Raw genomic sequence first — 16,500 nt, 5'->3', positions numbered from 1 at the left:
AACTCAGGGGATACCCTGGAACAGGGAAATTTTCAGCAATATCCCATCCAAAGTGGCAAGCTAACCACCAAGGAAACCGAGTCCACCGGGAGGCAATGTGAGCATCATTGAAAGAGCAGCCGGCAAAATCGTGAAAGAGGATAAAACCTCAACGAGCGTAAACATTATTGAAAAGGCAGCAGCCAGGATCGCGAAAGAAGACGAGGCTTCTGCGAGGACATCAGCGGCGAAGATTCCAGCTGATCATGGCCATGAATCCGTCGGCGGTCCGGACACGCAAAAAAGCAGGGGCGACCGCGCACATTCAGCGGATACGGCCTCGTCGCCAAAACAGTGCACGATCAATCTTGCCAAATTGCGCCAATCTGGAATCATCACCCCCGATGCGGAAAAAACGCAAATAGCGGAAGAGTTTCGCCTGATCAAGCGGCCTTTGATCAAAAACGCTTTCCAGCAAAGCGCCGGGCATATCCAGAACGGCAATCTGATCATGGTCACCAGCGCTCTCGCGGGGGAAGGAAAAACCTTCTGCTCCATCAACCTGGCGATGAGTATCGCCATGGAAATGGATCACACCGTTTTGCTGATAGACGCCGATGTTGCGCGACCTTCATTACCCAACTACCTTGGCTTGCAAGCAGAGCGCGGCCTTCTGGACGTCCTGCTCGACGACAAACTTGAACTCGCTGACGTGATGATCAAAACCAACGTCGACAAACTGTCCATCCTTACGGCCGGAAAAAAGAGCAAGCATGCAACCGAATTGCTGGCGAGCCAGAGCATGAGCGAATTGTTGAAGGAAATCGCTCATCGCTACAGCGACCGCATTGTGATTTTCGATTCGCCGCCATTGCTGCTGACCAGCGAGGCACGTGTACTTGCCAGCCAGATGGGGCAGATCGTTCTGGTGGTAGCCGCAGAAAAAACCCCGCAACAGACGGTCAAGGAGGCGCTCAGGCAGATCGAATCGTGCGATGTCGTCAATCTGATCTACAACAAAGCCAGTACATTCCCCGGCGGGGAATATTATGGCTACTACAGCTAAAGTGTCCAAATGAGAAAACACAGTCACAGAGCCCTGTTTCCGGCCGTTTGTTCTGCTGCAGCGGCGATGTTGTTATTACCGTCCCATTCCAGCGCAGCCGAATGGACGATCACACCCAGCCTGGATTTAAAAGAAACCTATTCTGACAATATTACATTGGCGCCAAGGGGAAATGAGCAAAGTGACTTGGTAACCCAGATTACTCCGGGCATATCGCTGACTGGAACCGGCCCTCGCCTGAAGGTCAAAGCTCGTTATGCAATGCAAAATCTTTTCTACCTGGAAGATAGCCGCCGAAACGCCATCAATCATATGCTGAGCGCCAATGCCAATACGGAGTTGATCGAAGACCTGTTTTTCATGGATGGGCAGGCAGCAATCAGCCAGCAAAACACTACCCTGTCGGGCCAGCAGACGACTGACAACACCAATGTCACCGGGAACCGCGCCGAAGTAAGAACCTATAGTCTCAGCCCCTATCTGCGCCATCGCTTCAGTACCGTCGCCTCATCCGAACTGCGCTATACCCATTCCGGAGCCAGCACCGATATCGGCGCGCTGTCAAACAGCCAAACGGATCGCATCAATTTACAGTTAAACAGTGGCGCATCCTTTAAAACATTAGGTTGGGGTTTGAACTATAGCAAGCAAAAAATCTCTTACGGCAGCACCACCAACACCCTCGTTAAAGACCTGAACAATGAAACCTTTTCCGGCAATCTTCGCTACATGTTAACGCCGCGATTCGGCCTGACAGCCACCGGAGGCTACGAAAAAAACGACTATATCTCCATTGGAGCGAAGCCCGAAGGTTCTTTCTGGTCCGGTGGATTTTCCTGGGCCCCCACTTCATTGACCAGTATCGACGCCAGTGCCGGTAAACGATTCTTCGGCAACACCTATTCGCTTGCGGCCCGCCATCACACCCGACTGACCGCGTGGACCCTGGCTTATAAGGAGGACATAACGTCCACCCAGTTCCAGTTTCTGGTCCCTGCCCAGTTATTGATCGACCCAACAACCAATCAGCCATTTCGTGACCCAGCCACAGGACTTCCCGTAGTCCAGTCGGACGCAGTAAATTTCTTTACCAACCGCCTCTTTCTGCAAAAAAGCCTACGTGCATCGGTTGCGCTGCAGGGCGTAAGAAACAACCTCATTTTCTCCCTTTTCAGCGTGTCGCGCGAAGCGCAGACCACACAAGCGGCCGACAGCGCCCTGCTTGGCACTTCCAACCTGGCGCTAAGCGACAAAACAAAACAAGTGGGCGGCAACGCCATCTGGAACTTGCGTCTTGGCCCGCGCACCAGCACTTACCTGAACGCCGGGTATGCCAGAAACACTTACCCCGTCCTGGGCAGGACAGACAACGACAAGAACCTCCGGCTTGGCCTGACCAGACAGTTCCAGCCCAAGCTAAGCGGCGCGGTTGAATTGCGGCGGCTACAGCGCGACTCCAGCCAAAGCGGCAGCGATTATCGCGAAAATGCCATCACGGCTTCCGTACACATGATTTTCTAACGGGGGCTAATTAAAGTGTACGAGCAATACTACGGACTCAAAGCCAAACCGTTTCAACTGAAGCCTGATCCAAAATTCTACTTCGGCAGCAAAGGGCATAAACGCGCCATGGCCTACCTGGAATACGGCCTGTCGCAGGGAGAGGGCTTCATCGTCATCACCGGCGAAGTCGGCGCGGGCAAGACCACCCTGGTGCGCAATCTTTTCCGCGAGATGGAATCGGAAAACATCGTTGCCGCGCAAATCGTCAACACCAATCTCGATTCCGACGACACCCTGAGAATGGTGGCCGCAGCCTTCGGGCTCCCCTACCAGGACAGCAGCAAGGCAGCCTTGCTGACCGGGCTGGAACAATTCCTGCGCGCCTGCGACCGGCAGGGGAAGCGCGCGCTGCTGGTGGTAGACGAAGCGCAGAACCTTTCGCCCCGCACTGTGGAAGAGTTGAGGATGCTGTCCAACTTCCAGACTGAAGACAAATCCTTGCTGCAAACCTTTCTGCTCGGCCAGCCCGAGTTCAGAAGAACGCTGCTCAGCGCCGACATGCAGCAGCTGCGGCAAAGGGTGATCGCCACTTACCACCTCGGCCCCATGGATGCCACGGAAACACGCTCCTACATCGAGCACCGTCTGCATACGGTTGGCTGGCAGGGCGACCCCTCCATCAGCACGGAAGCCTTTGGCGCGATTTACGATTACTCCGGGGGCATTCCGCGGAAAATCAATACACTTTGCGACCGGCTTTTCCTGATGGGTTACCTTGAAGAAATTCACGGTTTCGGGAATTCGGAAGTGAGCGACGTTATCGGCGACATCCAGCAGGAATTCAATCTTCCCGCCTCTGAAGCAGAATCCCCGGGCACGCCAAGCACGCCTGAGTTCGGATTCAAGACAGAAACGCCGTCCGACCTGGACAGCATGGACAAAAGGCTTTCCAAAATGGAGAAATCGGTCATCTCCGTGCTGGATCTGGTCAAGCAGATTCTCTCTCTGGCCAGCGTCAGAAACCTTCCGAAATGAAAAGCAATGAATAACCCTACGCCAGCGCCCCGAACTCAGCACAGCATCCTCTGCGTCGTCGGCGCGCGCCCTAATTTCATGAAAATGGCCCCGATCATGGCTGCATTGGGCGAACTCGGACCCGACATGGCTGTAAGCCTGGTTCACACCGGCCAGCACTATGACGTGGCAATGAACCACCAATATTTCGAAGCGCTCGGCATCCCTCAGCCCGACATCAATCTCGAAGTGGGTTCCGGCAGCCATGCCGTGCAAACGGCTGATGTCATGCGCCGCTTCGAGCCGGCGCTGGACGATAAGAGGCCTTCCGCTGTGCTCGTAGTCGGCGATGTGAATTCCACACTGGCGTGCGCGCTGGTAGCAACGAAAAAAGGGATTCCTGTGATTCATGTCGAAGCCGGCCTGCGCAGCTTCGACCGCGCCATGCCGGAGGAGATCAACCGGATTCTGACTGACCAGATCTCCGACCTGCTGTTCACCACCGAGCGCAGTGGGCGCGAAAACCTGCTGCGCGAGGGCATCGACGATTCCCGCATCCGCTTTGTCGGCAACGTCATGATCGACACCTTGCGCCGCAACCTGGACAGAGCCGTCCCTGTGACTCAAATACTGAAAGATGCCTGCAAGGATGGCTTCCTGTCCAACAACAAGGGATACGCCGTCCTCACTATGCACCGACCTTCCAATGTCGACGACCCCGCCACCCTGCGTACCCTGCTCGAGACCGTGCTCAAAATAAGCTCCAGGCTGCCCGTCATTTTCCCGATGCACCCGCGCACCCGCGCCATGATCGAAAAATTCGGCCTGGGCGAAATGCTGGACGTCCCCGAGCTGGTGCAGCTGCCCCCCATGGGCTATCTGGAAATGCTGGGCCTGATGAAAGATGCACGGGTGGTGCTTACCGATTCGGGGGGAATCCAGGAAGAAACCACGGCTCTCGGCGTACCGTGCATTACGCTCAGGAACAACACCGAGCGGCCGATCACGGTGGACGAAGGGACCAACACCATCGCTGGCCAGGATCCGGCCAGCATACTGTCGGCCTTCGACGAAATCATGCTCAGCGGCGGCAAAGCGGGCAGAGTGCCCGAATTCTGGGACGGACAGGCCTCGACACGCATTGCGGCGGCAATTCATGGCTGGCTGGAAAGTGGCTTAAGGAGCTGACCCTCATGCAGACCGCTGCCAAGGAACAGGTGCCCCCGGTACCGATACGCAACGCGATGACCATCGACGTGGAAGACTATTTCCAGGTTTCGGCTTTCGCACCCCACATTCCGAGGGATAGCTGGCCGTCACTTTCATGCCGGGTGGAAAACAACATCGACCGCATCCTTGCCCTGCTGGATGAGGCGGGCGTCAAGGGAACCTTCTTCACGCTGGGCTGGATCGCCGAGCGCTACCCTGCCATGGTGCGACGCGTGGTCGAAAACGGCCACGAACTCGCCAGCCACGGCTATTCGCACCTCAGGGCTAGCGATCAGAAGGCCGATGAGTTTCTCGACGACATCACGCGCAGCAAATCCCTGCTCGAAGACATCGGCGGCCAGAAAGTACAGGGCTATCGCGCACCGAGCTTTTCCATAGGCAGCGATAACCTCTGGGCCCTGGACCTGCTGCTTGAGGCCGGCTACCGCTACAGTTCCAGCATTTACCCCATCCAGCACGACCATTATGGGATGCCGGACGCACCGCGCTTCGCCCATTACCCGAGAGGCGAGAACGGACTGCTGGAATTGCCCGTCACCACCGTGCGCATCCTGCAGCGAAACCTGCCCGCCGGCGGCGGCGGCTATTTCCGCTTCTGGCCCTACTCGGTATCGCGCTGGTTTCTGCAGCGCGTAAACAAGGAAGACATGAAGCCGGGGATATTTTATTTTCACCCTTGGGAACTGGACCCCGGACAGCCGCGCCAAGGCGGCATCAGCATGAAAACGCGTTTCCGCCACTACTTGAATCTGCATCGCATGGAAGGACGCATCAAGGCTTTGACCCGCGACTTCCACTGGGGCCGCATGGACAGGATTTTCCTGGAGTAACGCCCATGAATCTGTCTCCGACTCTGACCGTCCGCCAGATGCAGCCCTCGGATGCGGCTAGATGGGACGAATTCGTCCTCAACAGCCCGGAGGCCACCTTCTTCCACCGCGCCGGATGGCAGCAAGTAATCGAACGCGCGTTCGGGCACAAAACCTGGTTCCTCTACGCCGAATCGGAAGGACGGATTCAGGGCGTCCTGCCCCTCGCCGAGATCAACAGCAGGCTTTTCGGCCACTCCCTGATCTCCCTGCCATTCTGCGTCTACGGCGGCATCGCCGCGCATTCGGAATCCGCTGCAGAGGCGCTGGACCGGGCCGCACAGGAGATCGCAAGAGAGCGACAGGTCGACCACCTGGAATACCGGAGCCTCAAGCCCATGCATCCGGACTGGCCCGGCAAGGACCTCTACGTGACCTTCCGCAAGGAGATCGATCCGGATGTGGAGCAGAACATGCTCGCCATCCCGCGCAAGCAGCGGGCGATGGTCAGAAAAGGCATCAAGGCGGGGCTCACGAGCGAGATCGACGACGGCGTGGAGCGGTTTTTTTCCGTGTTCGCGGACAATGTCCACCGCCATGGCACGCCCGCGCTGCCGAAGCGCTACTTCGCGCTGCTCAAGGAAATCTTCGGCAGCGACTGCGAAGTGCTGTCGGTGGTCAAGGACGGGCGGGTTTTGAGCAGCGTGCTGAGCTTTTATTTCCGCGACGAAGTGCTGCCCTATTACGCCGGCGACACCCTGGAAGCACGCGATTTCGCGGCCAACGATTTCAAGTATTGGGAACTGATGCGGCGCGCATGCGAACGCGGCATCAAGATCTTCGATTATGGCCGCAGCAAACGCGGCACCGGGCCGTTCGACTTCAAGAAGAACTGGGGCTTCGAGCCGCAGCCCCTGTGTTACGAATACCAGTTGCACCGGGCCAAAACGGTCCCGGATCACAACCCCCTCAACCCCAAGTACCGGCTTTTCATCCAGGCCTGGCAAAAGCTGCCGCTGCCGCTGGCCAATTTTATCGGCCCGCACATCGTGAAGAACCTGGGGTAGGACAATGGCTGAAGAACTGCTGTTTCTGACGCACCGCGTGCCCTATCCGCCCAACAAGGGCGACAAGATCCGTTCATTCCATTTGCTCAGGCATCTGAGCCAGCACTACCGTGTGCACCTGGGTACTTTTGTCGATGACGAAGCCGACTGGCAGCATGTGGACACAGTCAAATCGTTCTGCGCGGAAAGCCACTTCGCCCGGCTCGATCCACCCTCCTCACGTTTGCGCAGTTTGTCCGGCCTGCTGACAGATCAGGCACTAACCCTGCCTTATTACCGCAATGCCGGCCTGCAGCATTGGGTAAACGAGATTCTCGCCAGCCATCCGGTCAAGCGCATTCTGGTTTTTTCATCGGCCATGGCCCAGTACGTGCGGCAAGCCGACGACATGCGACGCGTGATCGATTTCGTCGACGTCGACTCCGACAAATGGCAGCAATATGCCGGAACCAAGCACTGGCCGCTGTCGTGGCTATTCCGGCGGGAAGCGAAGCTGCTGCTGCGCTACGAGCGAGAAGTGGCAAAGGAATTCGACGCATCCTTGTTCGTTTCCCCGGAGGAAGCGGAACTGTTCAAGCGATTTGCCCCTGAAAGCGCCGCGAAAACAGGCTACTTCAGCAATGGCGTGGACACCGACTATTTTTCACCCGAACGCGAATATCCCAATCCTTACCAGGAGAACGATCAAGCCCTGGTGTTCACCGGCGCCATGGACTACTGGCCGAATGTGGACGCGGTGAGCTGGTTTGCCCAGGAGATTTTTCCCGCCATACATGCAGCGCTTCCCCAAACCCGTTTTTTCATCGTAGGTTCCCGCCCGACACCGGTCGTTTGCGATTTGGCGCGTTTACCCGGCATCACGGTGACCGGCACGGTTGCGGATGTCAGACCATACCTTGCCCACGCCCGGATCGCGGTGGCGCCATTGCGTATTGCGCGAGGATTGCAGAACAAAGTACTGGAAGCCATGGCCATGGCAAAAACCGTGGTTGCATCGCCCCAGGCGGCAGAGGGCATTCAGGCCACTCAGGGCAACGAGTTGCATGTTGCTGCCAGCGCCGGGGAATTCGCTCAGCAAGTCCTGACACTGCTGACAGACAAGGCATGCGGACAGATGGGGAATGCTGCGCGGGCGCGAATTCTGGCCAATTACAACTGGGACAGCTGTCTGGCGCAGGTGGATACCCTACTCGCAGACACACCTGAATCCAGTGTTGCGCAGCAGGTAAGCGGCACGATTACCCGCAGGGAAATACATCCATGAAGGAAAACAATTCCCCGGTAATAACGGCCTCCGCTCCCGCCCAAAGCGCCACGCCTGTCATGTCGTGGGGAATGGCAGCGATCCTGACGTTTGCCACCATTGCTGCGATACTGGCCATTTATCAGCAAACCGCGCTGTCTACCATTGCCATCTGGCAACGCTCGGAAACATTCGCGCACGGTTTTCTGATATTCCCCATCAGCCTCTATCTCGTATGGACGCAACGCAGCACGCTCGCCTCCATTACGCCTCGCCCGGATTTCCGCGGCTTGGCGGTCCTGGCCGGATTAGGGTTCGGCTGGCTTTTTTCCGATGCGGGCAGCGTGCTGGTGATCGCCCAATACTGCCTGGTAGCCATGATCCCGGTGGCGGTATGGACGCTTCTCGGCGCGCCGGTCGCACGCGCCATCGCGTTTCCGCTCGGCTTCCTGTTTTTTGCCGTCCCGGCCGGTGAATTCCTGGTCCCGCACATGATGAATTTCACCGCCGATTTTGTCGTGGCTGCGCTGCGATTAACCGGCATTCCGGTTTACCGTGAGGGGACGTTTTTCACGATTCCCAGCGGGCAGTGGTCCGTCGTGGAAGCTTGCAGCGGGCTGCGCTATCTCATCGCCTCGTTCACCCTGGGCAGCCTTTATGCCTACCTGACCTACCGCAGCACGAGCCGAAGGCTGGTATTTGCCGCCCTGTCGCTAGTCGTCCCGCTGATCGCAAACGGGATGCGCGCCTACATGATCGTGATGATCGCCCATTTGAGTAACATGAAACTGGCTTTGGGCGTCGATCATCTCATTTACGGCTGGGTGTTTTTTGGCATCGTGATGATGCTGCTTTTCTGGGTCGGTGCCTTCTGGCGAGAGGATCAGAAAGATCACCGACATAACGAATCCATATCGTCGCCAGGCAAGTTCGACACGCAGATACCGAGCCGCGCTTTTTTCGTGGCAAGCATTGCATTCATTGCCGTAGCCGCCTTGTGGCCCGCCTATTCCACTTATCTGGACAGCCGCCCGGTCAAGACAACGGGACTATCGATCGAATTACCGGACTCGGCCAACGGGTGGGTCAAGCAAAGCAAGCCGCTGTCCGACTGGCAGCCACATTACATAGGGCCGGACGCGTACGTCATGCAAACCTACCGCAAGAACGGCATGGTCGTCAGCGTGTATGTTGGCTATTACCGGACGCAACGCAAGGGCGCCGAACTGATCACCTCGCAGAACTACATGATCATGCAAACGCATCCAGTATGGAGCAATGTTGGCGAAGCACAGCGCGCCATTTCCCTGCATGGCAAGAATGAAACCATCCAGCAGACCCTGCTGCGCGCGCCAGCCCAGCGCTTGCTTGTCTGGAACTGGAACAGCCTGGGCGACACTTATACCGTCAATCCCTACCTGGCCAAGCTGCTCCTGGCCAAGGAACGGATGCTTGGGCAGCAGGACGATGGCGCGGCGATCATTATCGCTGCGCCCTATGAAGACACGCCGGAACCGGCGGCAGCGGCGCTGCGGGCATTCATTCAGGACATGCTTCCGGCCATCCGGGAAAGCATTGTCAAGGTATCGCAGCAACAAGCGGCAGCGGGCTCATAAGGTGAAGCGCAATCATGACAAAACATGAAATCCCGCTGATCGCCCATATCGTCCACCACTTCCGCGTCGGTGGCATGGAAAACGGCATGATCAACCTGATCAACCATATGCCGAAAGAACGTTTCCGCCATGTCGTGATCTGCCTGGACGATTACACTGATTTCCGTGCGCGCATCCGGCGCGACGATGTGGATTTTTATGCCTTGGCCAAACCCGCCGGGCGGGATATTTCGTGGTATTTCCGCTTATGGCGCCTGTTGCGGGCGCTTGCTCCGGACATCGTGCACACCCGCAACCTGTCCGCGATCGAGGGCCAGTTCGTCGCCATGGCAGCCGGCGTTCGCGCCAGGATTCATGGAGAGCATGGCCGCGATGTGTTCGATCTGCACGGCAAGAATCGCAAATACAATTTGCTGCGCAAAATGGCGCGCCCCGTGGTGGGGCACTATATCGCCGTGAGCAGGGATCTGGAGCAATGGCTGATAGACACGGTCGGCGTCCCGCCGCAGCGGGTGAGCCAGATTTACAACGGCGTCGACAGCACCCGTTTCCATCCCCGGGAAGGCGCGCGAAATATCGGTCCTGCCGGATTCGCAGACGAGACCGCCTTCGTCATCGGCAGCGTAGGCCGGATGGCGGAAGTCAAGGATTACCCCAACCTGGTGCGCGCCTTCATCCGCTTGCTGGAAATCGAACCCTCCGCGCGCCAGCGGGCGCGCCTGGTGATCATTGGCGAAGGCGTCTCGCGCGACACCTGCTTGAACCTCCTCCGCGAAGCCGGCGCAGAGCAACTTGCCTGGCTGCCCGGCGAACGCTCGGACGTGGCGGAACTGATGCGCAACATGGACCTGTTCGTGCTGCCCTCGTTGGGAGAAGGCATCTCGAACACCATTCTGGAAGCGATGGCTTGCGGATTACCGATCGTGGCCACGCAGGTTGGAGGAAATCCTGAGCTGGTGGAAGACGCCCGGACCGGCGCGCTGGTACCGGTATCTGACACTGAAGTTCTGGTGCAAACTTTGTTGAAATTTTTTGGTAACGAAAACATGGTCGAATCGCAAGGGCAGGCAAGCAGGGCAAGGATTGAAACACAGTTCAGCATGCAGGCGATGGCCCGGGATTATCTCTCCGTCTACGACAGCGTGTTCCGCTCGGCCCAACGCTGAAAATGCAAAAATCATTAAAAAAGGTTAGGACATGTGCGGCATCGTCGGTATTTTTGATCTAAAGGGGCAGCGCGAAATCGACCAGCAAGTGCTGGCGCGCATGAACCAGACACAGTTCCATCGCGGGCCGGATGAGGGCGGACTGCATACCGAACCCGGCGTCGGCCTGGGACACCGGCGCCTGTCCATCATCGACCTGTCCAGCGGGCACCAGCCCCTGTTCAACGAAGACGGCAGCGTGGTGGTCGTGTTCAACGGCGAAATCTACAACTACGTCGACCTGATGCCGGAACTGCAGCAGCTCGGCCATACCTTCCGCACCCACTGCGACACCGAAGTCATCGTCCACGCCTGGGAAGAATGGGGCGAGGCCTGCGTGGAACGTTTCCGCGGCATGTTCGCCTTTGCCCTGTGGGACCGGAACAAGGAAACCCTGTTTCTCGCCCGCGACCGCCTGGGCATCAAACCGCTCTATTACGGCACACTGCCGGACGGCACCTTCGTGTTCGGCTCGGAACTCAAAGCCTTGCTGGCCTACCCCGACTTCCCGCGCGAGATCGACGATTGCGCCGTGGAAGAGTACTTCGCCTACGGTTACGTGCCGGAGCCGCGCACCATTTTCAACGGCGCGAGCAAACTCCCACCCGCCCACACCCTCACGCTCAAGCGCGGACAGGCCGTGCCGCCGCCCAGGGAATACTGGGACGTGCCCTTCACGCCCCTCGGCCCCATCTCCATGCAGGAAGCAGAGGAAGAGCTCATCGCCCGCCTGCGCGAAGCGGTGCGTATCCGGCTGGTGGCCGAAGTGCCGCTCGGCGCCTTTCTCTCCGGCGGCGTGGACTCGAGCGCCATCGTCGCCATGATGGCGGGGTTGATGAACGAGCCGGTGAACACCTGCTCCATTTCGTTCGGCGACCCGGCATTCAACGAAGCGGCCTTCGCACAGAAAGTGGCGGATCGCTACCATACCCGCCACTATGTGGAGCAGGTGGAGTCCGACGACTACGACCTGATCGACAAACTGGCGGAACTCTACGATGAACCGTTCGCCGACAGCTCCGCCATCCCCACCTACCGGGTGTGCGAACTGGCGAAAAAGCGCGTGACGGTGGCCCTTTCGGGCGACGGCGGAGACGAGAACCTCGCCGGCTACCGGCGCTACCGCTACCACCTGTACGAAGAGCGCATGCGCTCCATGCTGCCGCTGGGAATCCGCAAGCCACTGTTCGGCCTGCTCGGCACGGTGTATCCCAAGGCCGACTGGGCGCCGAAGGTAGTCCGCGCAAAATCCACCTTCGAAGCGCTGGCACGCGACCCGGTAGAGGGTTACTTCCACAGCGTGTCGGTCATGGGCGACAAACTGCGCGACAAGCTCTTCAGCAACCCCTTCAAACTGCGCTTGCAAGGGCACCGAGCCGTCGACGTCATGCGCCGCCACGCGGACCGCGCCCCTACCGACGACCCACTGTCCCGCGTGCAGTATCTAGACATCAAGACTTACCTGGCCGGCGACATCCTCACCAAGGTGGACCGCGCCAGCATGGCCCACGCGCTGGAAGTGCGGGTGCCCATCCTGGACCACAAACTGGTGGAATGGATGTCGGGCCTGCCCTCCTCCTACAAGCTGCACAGCCAGGAGGGCAAGTACATTTTCAAGAAAGCGCTGGAACCCCACCTGCCCGACGATATTCTTTACCGCCCCAAGATGGGCTTCTCCGTGCCCCTCGCAAGCTGGTTTCGCGGGCCGCTCAGGCAACGGGTGCGGGATGCCGTTTTAGGCGAGACGCTGGCTTCCACCGGCATATTCGACATGGCTTTCCTGCGCGAGATGGTCGATCAGCATCAATCGGGCTTGCGCGACTACAGCGCGTCGCTGTGGACGATCCTGATGTTCGAGGCGTTTCTGCGCAAGGTCATGGGGCAATCTCCGTCACAAGGAATAGCTGCCTGATGAAAATACTGCATGTCCTCGACCATTCCATCCCGCTCCACAGCGGCTACACCTTCCGCACGCTGGCGATCCTGCGCGAACAGCGCGCCCTGGGCTGGGACACGCACCACATCACCAGCGCCAAACAGGAAAAATGCACGGTGCTCGAAGAGGATGTGGACGGCCTGCATTTCTATCGCACCCCGCCCGCGAAGGGAAAGCTCTCCGCCCTACCCCTGTTCAACCAGCTCAGCATCATCAATACCCTGGCCAAACGGCTGGACGAGATCGTGCCGCTCATTCGCCCCGATATTCTGCATGCCCATTCGCCTGCATTGAACGCCATTGCCGCATTGCGCGTCGGGCGTAAGCATGGCATCCCGGTCGTCTACGAAGTTCGGGCATTCTGGGAAGACGCGGCGGTAGACCACGGCACCAGCAAGGAATGGGGGCTGCGCTACCGGCTGACCCGGGCACTGGAAACCAGCGCGTTCAAGGGCGCGGACGCGGTCACCACGATCTGCGAAGGCTTGCGCCGCGACATCGTGGCGCGCGGCATCCCGGAGCAGAAAGTCACCGTCATCCCGAATGCGGTGGACATCGAAAAATTTTCCGTCGGCGGCACAGGCGATGCGAGCCTCAGACAGCAGCTCGGGCTGACAGGCCACCGCATCATCGGCTTCATCGGCTCGTTCTACGCCTACGAGGGCCTGGACCTGCTGTTGCAGGCCTTTCCCGCCATCCTCGAGGGCGCGCCCGACGCACGCCTGTTGCTGGTCGGCGGCGGCCCGCAGGATGACAGCCTCAAGCAGCTCGCGGCCGAACTCGGCATCCAGGACAAAGTGATCTTCACCGGCCGCGTGCCGCACGACCAGGTGCAGCGCTATTACGACCTGGTCGACATTCTGGCTTACCCACGCCATTCCATGCGCCTGACGGAACTGGTGACGCCCTTGAAGCCGCTGGAAGCCATGGCCCAGGGCAGGCTGCTCGTCGCTTCCGATGTGGGCGGACACAAGGAACTCATCCAGGACGGCAAAACCGGCGTGCTGTTCAAGGCGGAAGACCCCCAGGCTCTGGCTGACGCGGTGTTGCACCTGTTCGCCGAAGAAGAAAGGTGGCCCGACTTGCGCAAGGCGGCACGGCATTTCGTGGAGGCCGAACGCAACTGGCCAAAATCCGTATCCCGCTATGCGACCATCTACCGCCGCCTCACCGGATCAGGCGCAGAAAATGCCTGAAAGCCCCCGCATCGTGGTCTTCACCACCCTGTTCCCCAACGCCGCCCAGCCGGGCGCCGGGGTCTTCATTCGCGAACGCATGTTCCGGGTGGCCAGGGTGTTGCCGCTCATGGTGGTCGCGCCGGTTCCGTGGTTTCCGTTTCAGGGTTTGATTCGCCTTTTTCGGCCGCATTTTCGCCCGGCGCCGTCCTATCGGGAGATACAGGATGGCATCGAGGTGCTGCACCCGCGGTTTTTCTCCATACCGGGCATATTCAAATCGCTGGACGGGCTGTTTCTCGCGCTGAGCACGTTCGCCTTGATGCGCAAACTCCAGCGCGAGCAGCGGTGCGAGATCATCGACAGCCACTTCGCCTACCCCGACGGTTACGCCGCGAGCTTGCTCGGCAGATGGCTGGCGCTTCCCTTCACCGTTACGCTTCGCGGCACCGAGTCGCGCCTGGCCAAACAGCCGGCATTCAGGAAACGCATGACTTTGGCCATGCAGTCCGCGGCGCGGGTGTTCTCAGTATCCGATTCGTTGCGCCAGCTGGCCCTTGCGCTCGGCATTCCCGAAGCCAGAACGCAAGTGGTGGGGAATGGCGTGGACACCACGAAATTTCATGCCGTCGACAAGATAGCCGCTCGCATCGAACTCGGCCTGCCGCCCGATGCGCCGGTCCTCATATCGGTCGGCGGACTGGTCGAAAGAAAGGGCTTCCATCGCGTCATCGCCTGCCTCCCTGCCCTGCTTGAGAACCATCCGGAGCTGCATTACCTGATCGTGGGCGGCCCCAGCCCGGAAGGCGACATGGGTGCCCAGTTGCGAGCCCAGGTAGCCGAGTCCGGCCTGGAAAAACGCGTCACTTTTACCGGCCCGATGGAGTCGGAAGCGCTGAAGAACCTTCTTTCCGCAGCGGACGTGTTCGTGCTTGCTACCCGAAATGAAGGGTGGGCAAACGTTTTTCTCGAAGCCATGGCCTGTGGCCTGCCTGTCATTACCACCGACGTGGGCGGCAACGCAGAAGTCGTGTGCAAACCGGAACTGGGGGCCATCGTTCCCTTTGGCGACCAGGCAGCGCTGAAACAGGCCCTCTCGGCCGCGCTTGAGCGGAAATGGGAGCGCAGCAAAATCATTGCTTACGCCGAAGAAAACGCATGGGATTCCCGAATTGCCCAACTGGTTGAAGCATTTCGCGAGATCGCTCGACACCACAGTACCGAACGGCCAGCCATGCCGCTGCGCCCACAACACAAGGAATCGGAAACGTGTCGCTAAACCTTTACACCCGCATGGTGTCATCCTGCCTGTTTCCATTGCACGAAACATTAAAACACCATGATACGGTGCAGATCCGCAAGGAAATGGAACGCAACCAGTGGCTGTCGCCCGGCGCGCTGGAAGCATTGCGCGTGGAGCGCCTGCGGACATTTCTTTCCAATGTGGGAAAGCACGTGCCTTACTATCGCGGCCTGTTTCGCGACCAGGCGTTCGACCCTTCGACCGTCAGCAGTCTTGCCGATCTTGCCCGGCTGCCATTGCTGACCAAGGCGATCATCCGTGCCAACACGGAGCAGTTGAAGTCGGAAATCGCGCAAGGGCTGTCCCGCTTCAACACCGGCGGCTCCAGCGGCGAACCGCTCATTTTCTTTCTTGGCACCAAGCGCGTCAGTCACGACGTGGCTGCCAAATGGCGCGCCACCCGCTGGTGGGACGTCGACATCGGCGACCCGGAAATCGTGGTGTGGGGCTCGCCCATCGAGCTGGGCACCCAGGACAGGGTGCGCCAGATCCGCGACAGTTTGCTGCGCACCAAGCTGTTGCCCGCATTTGAAATGTCCGAAGCAAAACTCGACGGCTTCGTGGCGGAAATTCGCGCCATGCGTCCACGGATGCTGTTCGGCTATCCATCGGCGCTGGCGCATATTGCCCATCATGCCGAAGCCCGCGGGCAGCGCATGGATGACCTCGGCATCCGTGTCGCATTCGTGACCTCGGAGAAACTCTACGATCATCAGCGCGAACAGATCTCCCGCATTTTCGGCTGCAATGTCGCGAATGGCTACGGCGGGCGGGATGCGGGCTTCATCGCGCACGAGTGTCCGAGCGGCGGCATGCATCTTACTGCCGAAGACATCATCGTCGAAATCGTGGACGACGCCGGCAATCCGGTACCTCATGGCCAGCCGGGGGAAATTGTCACCACCCATCTCGCCACCGGCGATTTCCCCTTTATCCGCTATCGCACCGGCGACGTCGGCGTGCTCGACGACCAGTTGTGCGCCTGCGGACGCGGCCTGCCGTTGCTCAAGGAAATCCAGGGCCGCACCACGGACTTCGTCGTTGCGCAGGACGGCACGGTGATGCATGGACTGGCGCTGGTCTACGTGGTTCGCGACTTGCCGGGGGTGAAAGAGTTCAAGATCGTTCAGGAAAGCCTGGACCTCACCCAGGTGTTTTTAGTGACCGAAGCGCCTTTCCAGCACGAAAGCTTGCAAACGATCGCAACTGCTTTAAAGCAACGTCTTGGGAGTGAGGTCAGCATTCAAATCGAACACGTCGTATCGATTCCCAAGGAAGCGTCCGGCAAATTTCGATATGTCGTCAGTCATGTAAAAAGCGCGGTTGGTTCACCCGCCGGCACGGTGTAACCGGG

General features: G+C 59.0%; 13 protein-coding genes. All 13 read left to right on the top strand.

What is annotated here, in order from left to right; all coding sequences use genetic code 11:
- Nucleotides 1-97 precede the first annotated feature (97 nt).
- The 13 genes from SKTS_RS07540 to SKTS_RS07480 are packed head-to-tail and all read left to right on the top strand — an operon-like array spanning nt 98 to nt 16,495.
- Nucleotides 98-1,045: an XrtA-associated tyrosine autokinase gene (locus SKTS_RS07540; RefSeq protein ID WP_173062623.1), complete on the top strand. Its 948-nt coding sequence runs from the start codon at nt 98-100 to the stop codon at nt 1,043-1,045.
- A 9-nt stretch (nt 1,046-1,054) separates the two neighbouring features.
- Nucleotides 1,055-2,566: a TIGR03016 family PEP-CTERM system-associated outer membrane protein gene (locus tag SKTS_RS07535; protein WP_173062620.1), complete on the top strand. Its 1,512-nt coding sequence runs from the start codon at nt 1,055-1,057 to the stop codon at nt 2,564-2,566.
- Between the two features lie 15 nt (nt 2,567-2,581).
- On the top strand, nt 2,582-3,583 hold the full coding sequence (locus SKTS_RS07530; RefSeq protein WP_173062617.1) for an XrtA/PEP-CTERM system-associated ATPase: 1,002 nt from the start codon (nt 2,582-2,584) through the stop codon (nt 3,581-3,583).
- Between the two features lie 6 nt (nt 3,584-3,589).
- Complete coding sequence (gene wecB / locus SKTS_RS07525) at nt 3,590-4,750, top strand: non-hydrolyzing UDP-N-acetylglucosamine 2-epimerase (RefSeq protein ID WP_173062614.1); 1,161 nt, start codon at nt 3,590-3,592, stop codon at nt 4,748-4,750.
- Nucleotides 4,751-4,755: 5 nt separating this feature from the next.
- On the top strand, nt 4,756-5,622 hold the full coding sequence (locus SKTS_RS07520) for an XrtA system polysaccharide deacetylase (protein WP_244617471.1): 867 nt from the start codon (nt 4,756-4,758) through the stop codon (nt 5,620-5,622).
- A 5-nt stretch (nt 5,623-5,627) separates the two neighbouring features.
- Nucleotides 5,628-6,668, top strand: a complete 1,041-nt coding sequence (locus SKTS_RS07515; protein WP_173062611.1) for a FemAB family XrtA/PEP-CTERM system-associated protein — start codon at nt 5,628-5,630, stop codon at nt 6,666-6,668.
- A 4-nt stretch (nt 6,669-6,672) separates the two neighbouring features.
- On the top strand, nt 6,673-7,932 hold the full coding sequence (locus SKTS_RS07510) for a TIGR03087 family PEP-CTERM/XrtA system glycosyltransferase (RefSeq protein ID WP_173062608.1): 1,260 nt from the start codon (nt 6,673-6,675) through the stop codon (nt 7,930-7,932).
- Nucleotides 7,929-9,527: an exosortase A gene (gene xrtA / locus SKTS_RS07505; protein ID WP_244617470.1), complete on the top strand. Its 1,599-nt coding sequence runs from the start codon at nt 7,929-7,931 to the stop codon at nt 9,525-9,527. Before SKTS_RS07510 ends, xrtA begins: the two co-directional genes overlap by 4 nt.
- 14 nt (nt 9,528-9,541) lie before the next feature.
- Nucleotides 9,542-10,693, top strand: coding sequence for a TIGR03088 family PEP-CTERM/XrtA system glycosyltransferase (locus tag SKTS_RS07500; protein WP_173062606.1), 1,152 nt, complete (start codon nt 9,542-9,544; stop codon nt 10,691-10,693).
- Between the two features lie 31 nt (nt 10,694-10,724).
- Nucleotides 10,725-12,644, top strand: a complete 1,920-nt coding sequence (locus SKTS_RS07495; RefSeq protein WP_173062604.1) for an XrtA/PEP-CTERM system amidotransferase — start codon at nt 10,725-10,727, stop codon at nt 12,642-12,644.
- The gene (locus SKTS_RS07490; RefSeq protein WP_173062601.1) at nt 12,644-13,864 is read left to right on the top strand and encodes a TIGR04063 family PEP-CTERM/XrtA system glycosyltransferase; all 1,221 of its coding nucleotides are present in this window, start codon (nt 12,644-12,646) and stop codon (nt 13,862-13,864) included. Before SKTS_RS07495 ends, SKTS_RS07490 begins: the two co-directional genes overlap by 1 nt.
- Nucleotides 13,857-15,122 carry a glycosyltransferase gene (locus SKTS_RS07485; protein ID WP_173062598.1) on the top strand — a complete coding sequence of 422 codons (1,266 nt, stop codon included), beginning with the start codon at nt 13,857-13,859 and terminating at the stop codon, nt 15,120-15,122. The genes SKTS_RS07490 and SKTS_RS07485 overlap by 8 nt, the downstream gene beginning before the upstream one ends.
- Nucleotides 15,123-15,136: 14 nt before the next feature.
- The gene (locus tag SKTS_RS07480; RefSeq protein WP_173069059.1) at nt 15,137-16,495 is read left to right on the top strand and encodes a phenylacetate--CoA ligase family protein; all 1,359 of its coding nucleotides are present in this window, start codon (nt 15,137-15,139) and stop codon (nt 16,493-16,495) included.
- Nucleotides 16,496-16,500 lie beyond the last annotated feature (5 nt).

Source organism: Sulfurimicrobium lacus (assembly GCF_011764585.1).
Taxonomy (GTDB): Bacteria; Pseudomonadota; Gammaproteobacteria; order Burkholderiales; family Sulfuricellaceae; genus Sulfurimicrobium; species Sulfurimicrobium lacus.
Note: the sequence above shows the minus strand (reverse complement) of the source record. Positions and strands in the feature narration are given on the sequence as shown.